The organism is Robertmurraya mangrovi (assembly GCF_034427655.1).
Taxonomy (GTDB): domain Bacteria; phylum Bacillota; class Bacilli; order Bacillales; family Cytobacillaceae; genus Robertmurraya_A; species Robertmurraya_A mangrovi.
On the sequence record NZ_JAXOFX010000022.1, the window covers coordinates 1 to 15,224 of the forward strand.

At 37.9% G+C, this 15,224-nt stretch carries 21 protein-coding genes; 1 reads left to right on the top strand and 20 read right to left on the bottom strand.

Features of this window, described 5'->3' with window-relative positions; genetic code table 11:
- Positions 1–148: 148 nt before the first annotated feature.
- The 3 genes from salA to SM124_RS21215 form a co-directional block, all read right to left on the bottom strand.
- Positions 149–1,201 carry an iron-sulfur carrier protein/transcriptional regulator SalA gene (salA, locus tag SM124_RS21205; protein ID WP_322448519.1) on the bottom strand — a complete coding sequence of 351 codons (1,053 nt, stop codon included), beginning with the start codon at positions 1,199–1,201 and terminating at the stop codon, positions 149–151.
- Between the two features lie 331 nt (positions 1,202–1,532).
- Entirely contained in the window at positions 1,533–2,252 is a 720-nt protein-coding gene (gene cwlD, locus SM124_RS21210; protein ID WP_322448520.1) for an N-acetylmuramoyl-L-alanine amidase CwlD, read from the bottom strand.
- Between the two features lie 150 nt (positions 2,253–2,402).
- Positions 2,403–2,846, bottom strand: coding sequence for a YbaK family protein (locus SM124_RS21215; RefSeq protein ID WP_322448521.1), 444 nt, complete (start codon positions 2,844–2,846; stop codon positions 2,403–2,405).
- Between the two features lie 212 nt (positions 2,847–3,058).
- Here SM124_RS21215 and SM124_RS21220 point away from each other — a divergent pair, with 212 nt between their 5' ends.
- Positions 3,059–3,793: a hypothetical protein gene (locus tag SM124_RS21220; RefSeq protein ID WP_322448522.1), complete on the top strand. Its 735-nt coding sequence runs from the start codon at positions 3,059–3,061 to the stop codon at positions 3,791–3,793.
- A gap of 358 nt (positions 3,794–4,151) precedes the next feature.
- Here SM124_RS21220 and rpsI read toward each other — a convergent pair whose 3' ends face one another.
- The 17 genes from rpsI to rplO form a co-directional block, all read right to left on the bottom strand.
- Complete coding sequence (rpsI, locus tag SM124_RS21225) at positions 4,152–4,544, bottom strand: 30S ribosomal protein S9 (RefSeq protein WP_322448523.1); 393 nt, start codon at positions 4,542–4,544, stop codon at positions 4,152–4,154.
- 19 nt (positions 4,545–4,563) lie between these two features.
- A complete protein-coding gene (rplM, locus tag SM124_RS21230; protein WP_322448524.1) occupies positions 4,564–5,001 on the bottom strand; it encodes a 50S ribosomal protein L13 in 438 nt (145 codons plus the stop codon).
- Positions 5,002–5,211: 210 nt separating this feature from the next.
- Positions 5,212–5,952, bottom strand: coding sequence for a tRNA pseudouridine(38-40) synthase TruA (truA, locus tag SM124_RS21235; protein WP_322448525.1), 741 nt, complete (start codon positions 5,950–5,952; stop codon positions 5,212–5,214).
- A gap of 12 nt (positions 5,953–5,964) precedes the next feature.
- Positions 5,965–6,762 carry an energy-coupling factor transporter transmembrane component T family protein gene (locus SM124_RS21240; protein WP_322448526.1) on the bottom strand — a complete coding sequence of 266 codons (798 nt, stop codon included), beginning with the start codon at positions 6,760–6,762 and terminating at the stop codon, positions 5,965–5,967.
- Entirely contained in the window at positions 6,759–7,628 is an 870-nt protein-coding gene (locus SM124_RS21245) for an energy-coupling factor ABC transporter ATP-binding protein (RefSeq protein WP_322448527.1), read from the bottom strand. The genes SM124_RS21240 and SM124_RS21245 overlap by 4 nt, the downstream gene beginning before the upstream one ends.
- A complete protein-coding gene (locus SM124_RS21250) occupies positions 7,604–8,443 on the bottom strand; it encodes an energy-coupling factor ABC transporter ATP-binding protein (RefSeq protein WP_322448528.1) in 840 nt (279 codons plus the stop codon). The genes SM124_RS21245 and SM124_RS21250 overlap by 25 nt, the downstream gene beginning before the upstream one ends.
- A gap of 540 nt (positions 8,444–8,983) precedes the next feature.
- Positions 8,984–9,346: a 50S ribosomal protein L17 gene (gene rplQ / locus SM124_RS21255; RefSeq protein WP_322448529.1), complete on the bottom strand. Its 363-nt coding sequence runs from the start codon at positions 9,344–9,346 to the stop codon at positions 8,984–8,986.
- A 61-nt stretch (positions 9,347–9,407) separates the two neighbouring features.
- Positions 9,408–10,352: a DNA-directed RNA polymerase subunit alpha gene (locus SM124_RS21260; protein ID WP_322448582.1), complete on the bottom strand. Its 945-nt coding sequence runs from the start codon at positions 10,350–10,352 to the stop codon at positions 9,408–9,410.
- Between the two features lie 174 nt (positions 10,353–10,526).
- The gene (rpsK, locus tag SM124_RS21265; RefSeq protein WP_160547956.1) at positions 10,527–10,916 is read right to left on the bottom strand and encodes a 30S ribosomal protein S11; all 390 of its coding nucleotides are present in this window, start codon (positions 10,914–10,916) and stop codon (positions 10,527–10,529) included.
- Between the two features lie 21 nt (positions 10,917–10,937).
- Positions 10,938–11,303: a 30S ribosomal protein S13 gene (gene rpsM / locus SM124_RS21270; RefSeq protein WP_322448530.1), complete on the bottom strand. Its 366-nt coding sequence runs from the start codon at positions 11,301–11,303 to the stop codon at positions 10,938–10,940.
- Positions 11,304–11,326: 23 nt separating this feature from the next.
- A complete protein-coding gene (gene rpmJ / locus SM124_RS21275) occupies positions 11,327–11,440 on the bottom strand; it encodes a 50S ribosomal protein L36 (RefSeq protein WP_000868344.1) in 114 nt (37 codons plus the stop codon).
- Positions 11,441–11,476: 36 nt separating this feature from the next.
- Entirely contained in the window at positions 11,477–11,695 is a 219-nt protein-coding gene (infA, locus tag SM124_RS21280) for a translation initiation factor IF-1 (protein ID WP_009791305.1), read from the bottom strand.
- Positions 11,696–11,711: 16 nt separating this feature from the next.
- Positions 11,712–12,008 (bottom strand): KOW domain-containing RNA-binding protein, encoded by a 297-nt coding sequence (locus SM124_RS21285; protein ID WP_322448531.1) that lies wholly within the window; start codon positions 12,006–12,008, stop codon positions 11,712–11,714.
- A 15-nt stretch (positions 12,009–12,023) separates the two neighbouring features.
- Positions 12,024–12,770 carry a type I methionyl aminopeptidase gene (gene map, locus SM124_RS21290; RefSeq protein ID WP_322448532.1) on the bottom strand — a complete coding sequence of 249 codons (747 nt, stop codon included), beginning with the start codon at positions 12,768–12,770 and terminating at the stop codon, positions 12,024–12,026.
- Complete coding sequence (locus SM124_RS21295) at positions 12,770–13,420, bottom strand: adenylate kinase (protein WP_322448533.1); 651 nt, start codon at positions 13,418–13,420, stop codon at positions 12,770–12,772. Before SM124_RS21295 ends, map begins: the two co-directional genes overlap by 1 nt.
- A 60-nt stretch (positions 13,421–13,480) precedes the next feature.
- Positions 13,481–14,773: a preprotein translocase subunit SecY gene (gene secY / locus SM124_RS21300; RefSeq protein WP_322448534.1), complete on the bottom strand. Its 1,293-nt coding sequence runs from the start codon at positions 14,771–14,773 to the stop codon at positions 13,481–13,483.
- A complete protein-coding gene (rplO, locus tag SM124_RS21305) occupies positions 14,773–15,213 on the bottom strand; it encodes a 50S ribosomal protein L15 (RefSeq protein ID WP_322448535.1) in 441 nt (146 codons plus the stop codon). Before rplO ends, secY begins: the two co-directional genes overlap by 1 nt.
- Between the last annotated feature and the right edge of the window lie 11 nt (positions 15,214–15,224).

A 15,224-nucleotide genomic window follows, 5' to 3' on the forward strand; every position in this document is an offset into this window, starting at 1 on the left:
ACTTATATCCCAAAGAATCTTCAAGATATTCCTTAACAACCTTCAACTTAAATTGATCACTATACTTCGACATACAAAAAACACCCCAAAAGTTAGATTTCTACTCTAACTTTTGGGGTGCAGTACCCACAGGTCTTCCTTTTCTTTATTAATTTAGTTTTTCAATGATTTTACGTGCTATTTGATCATAACCTTGACCGATTTTATGGTCTAATTGATAAACCGATGGTGCAAAGTCCTCTTCATTCCAGTCAGGCTGTCCTAATGGTAGTTGCCCTAACACCTCAGTTTGCAGCTCCTCTGCAAGCTTTTGACCTCCACCTTGACCAAAAACATACTCTTTTTCTCCAGTTACTTTACTTTCAAAGTAAGACATATTTTCTACTACACCTAGGATCTCATGTTCTGTTCTCAATGCCATTGCTCCAGCCCTTGCTGCTACAAAAGCCGCTGTAGGATGTGGCGTTGTAACAATGACTTCTTTACATGCAGGTAGCATCGTGTGAACATCTAAAGCTACATCCCCAGTACCCGGTGGTAAGTCTAAAAGAAGATAATCTAGCTCGCCCCATTCTACTTCACTGAAGAAGCTGTTTAGCATTTTCCCAAGCATTGGACCTCTCCAAATAATAGGTGCATTGTCTTCTACGAAAAATCCCATCGAAATGACTTTTACACCAAATCGTTCTACAGGAATAATTCTTTCCCCTCTTACAACAGGACGCTTTGTAATGCCCATCATATCTGGCACACTAAATCCATAGATATCCGCATCAACTAAGCCGACTTTTTTCCCTAATCTAGCTAAGGAAACAGCAAGGTTTACGGATACTGTTGATTTACCAACGCCACCCTTTCCACTTGCTATTGCAATAAAAGTTGTTTTGCTATTTGGTGAAAGCAACCCTTCCGACTCTGCTTCATTCGTTGCACGATGCTTTGCTAATGTTTCTTCAGGTAATTCAGAAAACCTAATCCCTACTGTTTCTACACCAGCATCTTTTAGTAATTGGACAACTTTTGTTTGAAGTTGTAGTTGTTCAGCAGTACCTGTTTTAGCAATTGCAATTTTTACACTTACATGATTTTTATCTTCTTTGATTTTGATTTCCTCTATTGCATTTAACTCTTCTAGAGTTTTATTTAAAAATGGCTCCTTTAGGCCTTTAAGGATATCTAAAATTTTTGATTCAGTTAACATAAATGACACCGCCTTTTGTATTCGTTCCCAAAATGGATTATACCATATACTATACCACTCGCTGTTAAATCAATCACATAACTTGTACTATTCATCTCAATTATTTACCTATACTTAATTTATTGTCTCCAACTAATGATATAAGAAAATCGCAAGCGCCTTGGTCAGCCCTGACAAGCAAATATTCTTCCATCCTAAAAGTCGGATTTTTGACTTTTAGGATGGAAGGTTATTTGACTCGAAGGGCTAGGCGCTGGAGCTGGACAGTTGTCTAACTCCAAAAAGCTTATACTTTCTTAAACTTAAATAAAAGAAGGTGCATTGGCACCTCCTATTCGGGTTCTACTAATTCAGGTTCATTTGTATAGTAACGCATGATCCCTTTATAGATGGACGCAGCTACTTTTTCTTGGTATTCTTCTTGCTTTAACTTTTGTTTCTCAGCTGGATTGGATAGAAAACCAACCTCCACTAAAACACCTGGTTTCTTAGCATATTTTAAAATATATACGTTATTTATTGTTTTGGCTCTTCTATCGGTATTCTCAAGATTACTTCTAAGCTCCTCTTGTATAAACTTAGCAGCCTTTCCATTCTCTTTAAACTGAGAAGTGTAAAATGTTTGAGCCCCACTCCATTTAGTAGAAGGAATGGCATTTAAATGGACACTCACAAAGAAATTAGCTCCAGAAGTATTAATCATTTCTAATCTCTTTTTTAAATCCTCTACTTTTCTTTTACTGTATCCTCTCATCCCTTCTGGTGCTAAGTCTTTATCTTCTTCTCTCGTCATGATAACTAAAGCACCTTGCTCTTGAAGATAATCTCTCAACTTAAAAGAAATATTTAGAGCAATATCCTTTTCAAGAGCAGTGTTATCACCAGCTCCACCATCTGGTCCCCCATGGCCTGGGTCTAAAAGGATGACCTCTCCTGACAATGGTAGATTCCATGACTTCCAAGAGTTATCTTCTATGAAGTCATACTGTAAAATTAGGAACAGGATAATAAGTCCAACAGTAAACATACCTACTTTAAGTCTTTTATTCATTCCCCATAATCATTCCTTCCCGCTCGTCCCTTCATTTCAATATATGGGACAAGGGGAAAATATAGAACGTAAACTTGGACTGTTTCTGTATAGATAAATTGACAAGCAAGTACCTGGTCCGACTACCATTCCCAATCTATTAGGAATTAATTAATGCAGCCTCAACTTGCGTCTTCTCTCTCCTTTAGTAAATCCTTCAAGCCACCAACTATTTACGTATTGTTCACACATATAAAATAAAGATTCACTATAGACACCCTCTGAACCCTTTCCCCAATAAAGCAGGAAATTGTATAGCGTATCAATAAGGTGCTTCTCTTCCTTTTTACATCTATTTCTTACCACTTCTATGGACTCACCATATCGGCTAAATCGACTAAAATGGGCACCTAATAAATATGCCTCTATAGCAATGTCATAACAAGCTTCTTCTATTCCAGAGTCAGATATTAAACCGGATGTTAATCTTGACGAGCCGAAAAAATGTTTCACTCGTTCCTTCAATAATTTTAGGGAGAGTTCTCTCAAAACAGATTTTTCATATTTAAACTGTTTCTCTCTCTTCTTTTCTTTAAAGGTTGTAATCACATTCACTGCTTTCTCACCCCTTTCAAATAGTCTTTATCGACATTAAGGGAGAAATACAAAAACTATAGATGATTTGGTTGCCAATTATAGGGGAGCGACGCTTTGCGATATGGCAAATGGACATATAAATTTTACCAAACTGATTCTTGGCATATTTAACTTAACTTAGAAAAAAATATAAATGATTTTAAAATCTGCATTGTAAAGGGGAAATGAAAATGAACAATCAGCACGGAATGAACCAATATTCGAATATTCAACCTGGATTTGCTAGCACAAACCCACAGCATGTAATGAGACAAAATACTCAATCTACTACAGGCATGACAATGGGTATGACAAATCAAGGTTCTTTTATGAATCAACATGGGTATATGGGTCCTAACTCTATCATACAGCACGGTTTCTCCGGAACAGATGCACAGGAAGTAGCTCGTCAGAATGCTCAATCGGCTCAAGGCGGTATGTATGGGCAAGGCACATATGGGTATCAAAATCAGGGACAGCAGCAAGGTCAATATATGCATCAACCTTTCACTGGTCCTAATGCAGCATTCCATCATGGGTTTGCTGGCACAGATGCACAAGAAGTAGCTCGTCAAAATGCTCAATCGGCCCAAGGCGGTATGTATGGACAGGGCTCTTTTGGTTATCAAAATCAAGGAATCCAAAGCCAATTCACTAACCAAACTCACTTTATGAGACCTAACGCAGCATTCCATCATGGATTTGCTGGTACAAATGTACAAGAAGTAGCTCATCAAAATGCTCAATCGGCTCAAGGCGGCATGAATATGCAAGGAAATTATGGTTATCAAAACCAAAACCACTTTACAGGGCAACAACATTTCACAGGTCCTCAAGGAGCTATTCAAACAGGATTTGCTGGAACTAACCCACAACATGTGATGCGTCAGAATGCTCAATCTGGTTACTACCCAACAAATCATTAATAACCAAAAAGCTGTTGCCTTGTGCAACAGCTTTTTGGTTTGAAGAATTTACTTAAATATATTTGATAATCTACAGGCTAAAAGTATACCTAATTATTTTTTAAATAAAAGGCTCTTTTCTAAAACTTTGTTGCTACTCACATATATATATTTGCATATAAAGCATACATGTTAAATTGAACTTAAAAAATTATCAGTTTTAGAAAAAGCCTTACCATCTAAATTTGTAGCACACTTTAACTACTTAGGGGTAAAAATCGGCATTTGGATTTTTACAAATAACAACATTCATTACGAAAACAGCCAAATAAAATAAAAGACCCCCAACCAATAGGTTGAGAGCCTTGATACGCCAAAATTAACGTTTTGAGAACTGAGGCGCACGACGAGCACCTTTAAGACCGTATTTTTTACGCTCTTTCATACGTGCATCACGAGTTAATAATCCTGCGCGTTTTAATGTTGGACGGAATTCTGGATCAGCTTGAAGTAACGCACGAGCGATACCGTGACGGATAGCGCCAGCTTGACCAGTGTAACCTCCACCATTTACGTTCACAAGAACATCGTAGCTACCAAGAGTTTCAGTAGCGTTAAGTGGTTGTTTTACCACTTCACGAAGTGCTTCGAATGGAATGTAGTTTTCGATGTCGCGATCGTTGATTACAATTTTACCGCTGCCTGGAACTAAACGAACACGTGCAACGGAGCTTTTACGACGACCAGTACCAATGTATTGAACTTGTGCCATAGTTATTACCTCCCCTTAATTATCCACGAAGTTCGTAAACTTCAGGTTGTTGAGCTTGGTGCGGATGCTCGCTACCAGCATATACGTGTAATTTTCTAAACATTTGACGACCAAGAGAGTTCTTTGGAAGCATACCTTTAATAGCAAGCTCTAACATTCTCTCAGGGTAGTTAGTACGCATTTCAAGAGCAGTTCTTGATTTTAAACCACCTGGGTGCATACTGTGACGGTAGTAAATTTTATCAGTTAACTTTTTACCAGTTAACTCGATTTTTGAAGCATTGATAAGAATTACGTTATCACCAGTGTCAACATGTGGTGTGAAAGTTGGTTTGTTTTTACCACGTAAGATTGATGCTACTTCAGAAGCAAGACGACCAAGAGTTTTGCCTTCTGCATCAATCACGTACCATTTACGTTCGATATTGTTAGCATTAGCCATAAATGTTGTACGCATGATTTTCCCTCCTAATATTGTCCATTTCAAGATTTTTTGTTTCGTATATTTGTCATCACAATAAGTTCCGGGGCTTATCGTGGGATTAAAATACATACCATATTATGATATATCACTGTTTTGCACATGTCAAGAGAATGTTACACCAGGTTTAGTTGTCATAAGAAAAAAATTTTTTATACCTATTTTAAGGATTTGTATATCATTTACTTAGTCATAATACACTTCCCATAAATATAAACCCTCTGCAGGTGCTGTTTTACCAGCATATTTTCTATCCTTATGCTCTATAATCTCTTTAATCGAGCCAGGATTTATTTGTCCGGACCCCACTTGAATTAACGTTCCTACCATAATTCTTACCATATTATACAAAAATCCATTCCCTACAAATCTAAATATTAGCATAGTATCCTGCTGAATAAGTTCAATTTTTCTAATTTCCCTGATTTTATCCTCTACCTCTGTTTTGGCTGAACAAAAGCTTGTAAAATCATGAGAACCAAGTAAATACTTTGCTGCGTCATTCATAGATTGGATATCTAGTTTATAAGGGTGATGATAAGAAAAGTTCCGTTGAAAAGGATCCCGTGTGTTTGAAAGATTTACAAAATATCGATATTCTTTCCCTTTAGCCTGAAATCTTGCATGGAAGTTATCTTCTACCTGCTCTACCTCTAATACGACTATATCGTTAGGTAAAAGGGAGTTTAATGCGATTATCCAGCGTTCTAGTGGAATGGTTAAGGGTGAATCAAAATGAATCACTTGTCCCTTTGCATGTACACCCGCATCCGTTCGGCCAGAAGCATATACTTTCACTTCTTGTCCTTTATGCAACTTTTTTAATGTATTCTCTAATTCACTTTGAACGGTCCGCTTAGATGGTTGGACCTGATAACCAGAAAATTGGGATCCGTCATATGCGATTTTACATTTAAATCTTTGCATTTAATTAAGCTCCTACGTTCTTAATAGAGTTAATATAATGGTTACTACCCCTAGAAAAACAAGCATTCCTGAATCCATCATACCCCACTTAAGCTGCCTGTATTTCGTTCTTCCTTCTCCACCTCGGTAGCCTCTTGCTTCCATCGCAATAGCTAATTCTTCGGCTCTTTTGAAGGAACTGATAAATAAAGGGATGAGTAGGGGAACGATTGATTTTACTCGATCCTTTAGCGGTCCACTTGTAAAATCAACACCTCTGGCTGTTTGTGCTTTCATAATTTTTTCTGTTTCTTGCATAAGCGTTGGAATAAAACGTAAGGATATTGACATCATTAGTGCTAATTCATGAACTGGAAATTTAAATTTCTTTAAAGGGTTCAGTAAAGTTTCTAATCCATCCGTAATCTCAATTGGTGTAGTTGTTAAGGTAAGTAGAGATGTCATCAAAATCAATAAGAAAAAACGTAAAGATATAAATACACCTTGTCTTAAACCTTCTTCATATATCTTGATCCAACCATACTCAAACAACAAAGTACCTTCTTTTGTTAAAAATATGTGAAGGAAAAGAGTAAATAGGACAAGCCATATAACAGGCTTAAGGCCACCAATTAAATATTTAGCAGGTACCTTAGACAGAGAAATCATTAATAATGTATAAATGACTAATACGCCATAGGTAATCGCGTTATTAGCTAGAAAGACAATACATACAAATAAAAAGATTAAAATAAGCTTAGATCGTGGATCCATACTGTGTAGGACTGAATTAGACGGAATATATCGCCCGATAATCATTTTATCCATCATACAAGCTCACCCCTTCTTAAAAGGCCAGAAACAGCCTCTGTGAGCTCTTCAAGAGTGATACAGGTTTTATCAAGTTTTGTATTGAAAGTCCCCTCTAATTTATGTTGAAAACGAACCACCTCAGGTACATCTAAACCCAATTCTAATAAGCCTTCCGGAGACTGGAAAATCTCTCTTGGTTCCCCTCTTTTATAAACCTCACCTTTATGCATAATGACAATTTCATCAGCATATAAAGAAGCATCCTCCATACTATGTGTCACTAATACAGTAGATAAGTTTCTTTCCTTATGAAGCTTATAAAACATCTCCATAATCTCTTTTCTCCCTCTTGGATCTAAGCCTGCAGTAGGTTCATCTAACACGATGACATCTGGTTCCATAGCGAGAACACCAGCTATAGCAACCCTTCGCATTTGTCCACCCGACAGATCAAAAGGAGATTTTGCTAAAATTTCTTCTGAAAGCCCAACTTGTTTAATAGCCTTACGAGCGCGAGCTCTTGCTTCTGTTTCTGATACCCCAAAATTCATTGGACCAAAACAGATGTCTTTTTCAACGGTTTCTTCAAATAGTTGATGTTCAGGAAACTGAAATACAATCCCTACTTTTTGCCTGATTTCTTTTAAGTTCTTCTGTTTCTCACCAGAAGTAATTTCCCTATTTCCTATTACGACTTTCCCTTTAGTTGGCTTTAATAAAGCATTTAAGTGTTGGAGTATGGTAGATTTACCTGAACCAGTATGACCGATAATGGCCAAATAAGTACCGGATGGAATGTCTATAGAAACTTCCGTAATAGCAAGACGCTCAAAAGGAGTCCCTATTTGATAGCGATATTCTACTTGCTGGAGTGAGATATCCATAACTGTGTCACCAACTCTTCTTCTGTTAAGTAATGTTTTGATATAGGAATTCCTTTATCCTTTAATGCTTTACTAATTTTTATTGGGAAGGGAACATCCAAGCCAAGCTGAATTAACTCCTCATCCATCTGAAATATTTCTTCAGGACTTCCTTCTCTATACAATTCACCTTTGTTCATGACAATAATTCGATCAGCTTTTGCTGCTTCCTCTAAATCATGCGTTATGGATATAACAGTCATTGAATGATCGTTTTTTAATTCTCTTATCGTTTCTAACACTTCTTCTCGTCCTCTAGGATCAAGCATAGAGGTTGCCTCATCAAGAACAATAATCTCTGGTCGTAATGCTATTACCCCGGCAATAGCTACTCTCTGTTTTTGTCCACCTGATAGATGGTGCGGCTCTTGATCAAGAAATGGTTCCATTTTTACCTTCCGGAGAGAAGACTCGACACGTTCAACCATGTCATCCCTTTGAACTCCATTATTTTCTAAACCAAAAGCCACATCATCTTTAACCGTTGTTCCAACGAACTGGTTATCGGGATTTTGAAAAACCATTCCGATAGACTTTCGTATGTCCCATACAGTTTCTTCACTTAGATCCATACCACATATATCAATTGTTCCAGACTCAGGAAATTGTAGTCCATTTAGAATTTTTGCAAGAGTAGACTTACCTGAACCATTATGACCAACAATAGCTAACCATTCACCTTCAAAGATCTGAAGGGATACATCTTTTAAAGCATAACTTTCTTGACCATCATATTTAAAAGAAATTTTACTGATATTCACAAGAGCCTTTTGCATAGAAACACTCCTCTCAGGCTAACTAATCTATTCTCAACTAATCTAATATATCATTATTAACATCCCTTTGTTAACTTTGTTTCTAAACAAGTAAACAAACAGTAATAAAATTATTCCCCGGAAATAATAATTCCTATATATACAAATAAAACCCGCCATTTGGCGAGCCTAGTAAATATGAAGACAATAAAAGAAATATTCTACAATAAAATAAAATGGTGTTTCTAGGATGTTTATAAAAATTGGGTAGAAGTAGATTTATTCTACATATAGATAAAGAATTTCTAATTGCCTTCCTGGCTCAAGAATCATTTATCTCATTAAAATTGAAATAAAGCCTGCACCTCTTACCACTCATAACTCTTTACAGTTAATACTAAGGAAAGAGGTGCATGAGCTAGACGAGACGGGATAACATATAATCACACGCTCATCGTAACGCTCTGTTTTGGCTTAGATCAATAGGGGATACTATTACAGAAAAAGGGTTAAGAACAAGTTTCTTGTAAACCGTCCCCACCCTGTTGTCTGTTTAGTATATTATACTAACTCGATGATAACGATTGGTGCGCCGTCTCCACGACGAGGTCCAAGTTTCATGATTCGAGTGTATCCACCTTGGCGCTCTTCATAACGTCCAGCGATATCGCTGAATAATTTTTGTAAAGCATCTTGGTTTGTTTCAGCATTAGCTACTTCGTTACGAATGAAAGCTGCAGCTTGACGACGAGCATGTAAATCGCCACGTTTTCCAAGAGTAATCATTTTCTCAACAACCGAACGAAGTTCTTTCGCACGAGCTTCAGTTGTTTCAATACGCTCATTAATGATTAAATCTGTAGCTAAGTCACGTAACATAGCTTTACGTTGAGCGCTTGTGCGTCCTAACTTTCTGTATCCCATGAAAGTTTCCCTCCTTTGTTGAAGTCATCTTTTCGCTAGTTTAAGCTAACGACAACGAATATTAGTCGTCTTTACGTAAGCCTAATCCAAGCTCTTCTAGTTTATGTTTTACTTCTTCTAGAGATTTACGGCCTAGGTTTCGTACTTTCATCATATCTTCTTCAGTCTTGTTAGCAAGTTCCTGAACAGTGTTAATTCCAGCACGCTTTAAGCAGTTGTATGAACGAACTGATAAATCAAGTTCTTCAATCGTCATCTCTAAAACTTTTTCTTTTTGATCTTCTTCTTTTTCAACCATGATTTCAGCATTTTGAGCTTCATCAGTTAAACCAACGAAGATGTTTAAATGCTCAGTTAAAATTTTCGCTCCAAGTGCAACTGCATCTTGAGGACCTGTGCTTCCATCAGTCCAAACGTCAAAAGTTAACTTATCATAGTTTGTTAATTGACCGACACGTGTATTTTCTACTTGATAAACCACACGTGAAACTGGAGTGTAGATAGAGTCGATAGGGATTACACCGATCGGTTGATCTTCTCTCTTGTTTTGAACAGCAGGTGTATACCCACGACCACGTTTAGCCGTTAGACGCATACGTAAGTTGCCGTTTGTAGCAAGAGTAGCAATGTGTAAATCCGGGTTTAAGATCTCGACATCACTGTCATGGGTAATGTCAGAAGCCGTTACAACACCCTCACCCTGTACATCAATTTCAAGCGTCTTCTCTTCATCAGAGTAGATTTTAAGTGCTAGTTTTTTAATATTCAAAATGATAGATGTAACATCTTCTACGACGCCTTCAATTGTAGAGAATTCATGAAGCACCCCATCGATTTGGATCGATGTGACAGCCGCACCTGGGAGTGAGGATAAAAGGATACGACGTAAGGAGTTACCCAAAGTAGTACCATATCCACGCTCAAGTGGTTCTACGACGAACTTCCCGTACTTGGCATCATCGCTGATCTCAACCGTTTCGATTTTTGGTTTTTCTATTTCGATCATCAAATATACCCTCCTTCAAAACGTCGAAACCCCGGTTAATATTCTTTAACCGAAATTCCCCCTGTATACATTCCCGTTTGTGCACAACAACTGGATTTAATGATTCTGTATGACTTTAAAAATTTAGTTCCCATATCCCATTATAGACAGGGTTTCAAATTCTATACAGAAAAATTATACACGGCGACGTTTTGGTGGACGGCATCCGTTATGAGGAACAGGAGTAACGTCTCTAATAGCAGTAACTTCAAGACCAGCAGCCTGAAGAGCACGGATAGCTGCTTCACGCCCAGCACCAGGTCCTTTAACTGTTACTTCTAGAGTTTTCATACCATGTTCCATAGATGATTTAGCTGCAGTTTCAGCTGCCATTTGTGCTGCGAAAGGAGTAGATTTACGAGAACCTTTAAATCCTAAAGAACCAGCACTTGACCATGAAAGAGCATTTCCATGAACATCAGTAATAGTTACGATTGTATTATTGAAAGTAGAGCGGATATGCGCAATACCTTGTTCAATATTCTTTTTGACACGACGTTTACGTGTGTTAGTTTTACGAGCCATTTAAAGTACCTCCTTTACCGATTATTTCTTCTTGTTAGCTACAGTCTTACGTGGACCTTTACGAGTACGAGCGTTGTTCTTCGTATTTTGACCGCGAACAGGTAAACCGCGACGGTGACGAAGACCACGGTAGCAACCGATTTCCATTAAACGTTTAATGTTTAAAGAAATCTCACGACGAAGGTCACCTTCAACTTTTAATTTATCAACGATATCACGGATTTTATTTAATTCGTCTTCCGTTAAATCACGCACACGAGTATCTTCAGAAACTCCTGCTTCAGCAAGAACTTTTGTAGCTGTGCTTTTACCAATACCATAGATGTAAGTTAATGAGATTATTACACGCTTTTCACGTGGAATATCTACACCAGCAATACGTGCCATTTATATGCGCACCTCCCTCAATATTAACCTTGTTTTTGTTTATGTTTAGGGTTTTCACAAATAACCATAACTTTTCCGCGTCTACGGATAACTTTACATTTCTCGCAGATCGGTTTAACTGATGGTCTTACTTTCATTATCCTAACCTCCTTAATAGTACGGAGTGCAATAGATTATTTAAAGCGGTATGTGATTCTTCCGCGTGTTAAGTCATATGGGGAAAGCTCAACAGTTACTTTATCTCCGGGTAAAATACGGATGAAATGCATACGAATTTTACCAGAAACATGAGCCAACACAGTATGACCATTTTCTAATTCTACCTTAAACATTGCATTTGGCAAAGTTTCAATTACTGTACCTTCGATTTCAATTACATCATCTTTCGCCATCGAACTCGTCTCCCTTCTACTTTTCAGTTGCGTTTACAATCATATACTTGCTTAATGCAAATCGGAGTTTTCCGTTTGTAACACGTCCGGTATTGATTATACTACTTTGCACTTCTGGAGATACATAATCAACCAGTTGAAGATGTTGAATGTTCTTTTTTTTCGGTCGATCAAACTTTTTAGTCACGCCGTCCGCTAAAAATACAAACCTTTCATCTACCAACCTTACAATTATAGCATATTGACCAGCATCCCGTCCGCTTTTTATAAAAACTATTTGACCTAGATGCGGACCAACGACAGAATGATTCAATGAGGTCACCTAAAATTAGGCTTTTGTAAGTATTTCATAGCCTGATTCAGTGATTGCGACAGTATGCTCAAAATGAGCACACATTTTCCCATCTACAGTAACAACTGTCCAGTCGTCAGCTAATGTTTTAACATAACGACTTCCTGCGTTCACCATCGGCTCAATAGCAAGTACCATACCTGGTTTTAAGCGTGGACCTTTATTAGGTGGACCATAGTGAGGGATTTGTGGGTCCTCATGTAAGTCTTGCCCTATTCCATGTCCAACATACTCGCGTACAATAGAAAATCCATTTGATTCGGCATATGTTTGAATCGCATGGGAGATATTCGATAGACGCTCACCTGGCTTAGCTTCTTTAAGACCTTCATATAAAGATTGCTCTGTTACTTCTAACAGACGAGTGGTTTGCTCATCTATTTGACCAACAGCGTAAGTCCAAGCTGAATCGCCATGGTAGCCATTATATTTAGCACCGATATCGATGCTAATAATATCACCTTCGTTTAATACACGTTTGCCAGGAATACCATGTACAAGTTCATTGTTCACAGATGCACAGATACTGCCCGAAAAACCATTATATCCTTTGAAGGATGGAATTGCATCATATTGACGAATAACCTTTTCAGCAATAGAGTCTAATTCCTTTGTAGTAATTCCAGGAGCAACATGTTTTTTTAATTCCTGATGTGTAAGAGCAACGATACGACCAGCTTCTCGCATAATCTCAATTTCCCTAGGGGTTTTACATATAATCATTAAGCTAAGCCCCCGAGAAGAATCTCAATATCTGCGAATACTTTATTTATATCTTGTTGACCATTAATATTTCGTAAAGAACCTTTAGTTTCATAGAAACCTAGTAAAGGTTTCGATTGCTCGATATTGACATTCAGACGATTTTGAACAGTTTCTGCATTATCGTCTGCACGTTGATATAACTCACCGCCACAGCGATCACAAACCCCTTCTTTTGTAGGAGGGTTGAATACTAGGTGATAAGTTGATCCACAATCTTTACAAATACGACGACCAGTTAATCTTTCCATTAATATTTCTTGGTCCACATCAATATTAATAACATAGTCGATTTTTTTATTTAAATCATTAAGAAGATTATCGAGAGCTTCAGCTTGAGGAACTGTTCTTGGGAAACCATCAAGTAAGAATCCTTTTTGACAGTCATCTTTGCTTAATCTTTCACGTACAATGCCGATTGTAACCTCATCAGGTACAAGGGCACCTTGATCCATGAATGATTTAGCTTTAAGACCTAGCTCTGTTCCTTCTTTCATTGCTGCACGAAACATATCTCCTGTTGAGATATGAGGGATGCCGTATTTTTCAACGATTCTCTCGGCTTGTGTACCCTTACCTGCACCCGGAAGCCCCATTAATACTAAATTCATGCGAATTCCCCCTCAGTCTCCATAAACGGCATTTGAGGACAGCTAGTCCCCAAAACCGATTTACTTTATAAAACCTTTATAGTGACGTTTAACAAGCTGAGCTTCAAGCTGTTTCATCGTTTCTAGTGCAACACCAACAACGATAAGTAAACTTGTTCCGCCGATCTGAGCTGACTGTGGTAAACCGGCAAAGTTAATGAAGAAAACCGGCAGGATTGAGATAGCTGCTAAGAACATCGCACCGACAAAAGTTAAACGATATAATACGCGAGTTAAATATTCCTGAGTATTTTTTCCTGGACGGATACCTGGAATATATCCACCCTGTTTCTTCAAGTTTTCAGAAACTTGTTCTGGGTTTACTTGAATGAAGGCATAGAAATACGTAAATGCAATAATAAGTGCACTGTATATAACCATTCCGATAGGGTGTGTATAGTCAAAAATTTTATCAATCCATAACGTTACATTATTAGGTTCAAAGAACTGAGAAATAGTTCTTGGAGTAATAATGAACGAGATAGCAAAGATAACTGGAATAACACCTGCAGCATTAACTTTTAAAGGTAAATGTGTTGATTGGCCAACTGGAGCCTTACCTGCAACCATACGCTTAGCGTATTGGATAGGAATTTTACGTAGTGCTTGTTGAATGAAGATAACCCCAACAACGATAGCAACTACAGCGAGTAAAATTAACAATACTGTTACGATACGTAAGAATAGTTGATCACCAGCATCTTCAAACTGTTGTACGTAGATTTGATTAACCGTATTAGGGATACTCGCTACGATACCAGCAAAGATAATGATGGAAATCCCATTTCCTACTCCCTTTGCAGTTATTTGTTCACCTAACCACAATAAGAATGCAGTACCACCAGTTAAAACGGTGGCAATTAATAAGTAAGTACCAACACCAGGGTTTTCAATCAACATACCACCAGCAAGGTTATTAAATCCATAAGACATACCTAATGCTTGGATAAAACCAAGCACGATTGTGAAGTAGCGAGTAAATTGAGCCAATTTACGACGTCCTACTTCTCCTTGCTTAGCCCACTCCGTAAATTTAGGAACAACATCCATCTGTAACAACTGTACAATGATTGATGCTGTAATATACGGCATGATACCCATAGCAAGTATAGAGAAATTTAGGAGCGCTCCACCACCGAATGTATTTAGAACACCAAATACACTTAATTGGTCCTGAGCTTTTAAAATGTCTGCATTTACGTTCGGTACAGGAATAAATGTACCGATACGAAATACAATCAACATTAAAAGGGTGAATATGATTTTTCGTCTTATATCACCCACGCGCATAAAATTGGAGATTGTCTGAAACATTAAATCACCTCAGTTTGACCGCCGGCAGCTTCAATCGCTTCCTTTGCAGCAGAGGAGAATTTATGAGCTTTAACAGTAAGCTTTTTCTCAACTTTGCCCTTAGCAAGAATTTTGATTCCTGCTCTTTCATTACTTACAACGCCTGTTTCGATAAGAAGTTCTGGAGTAACTTCTGTACCGTCTTCAAAACGATTAAGTGCATCAAGGTTCACAACAGCGTACTCTTTACGGTTAATGTTCGTGAAGCCACGCTTTGGTAAACGAATGAATAAAGGTGTTTGACCACCCTCGAAGCCAGGACGTACACCGCCGCCTGAACGAGCGTTTTGACCTTTATGACCTTTACCAGCTGTTTTACCTTGACCAGAACCGATCCCACGACCTAAACGTTTACGCTCTTTACGAGAACCTTCTGCAGGCTTTAATTCATGAAGTTTCATATTGGCACCTC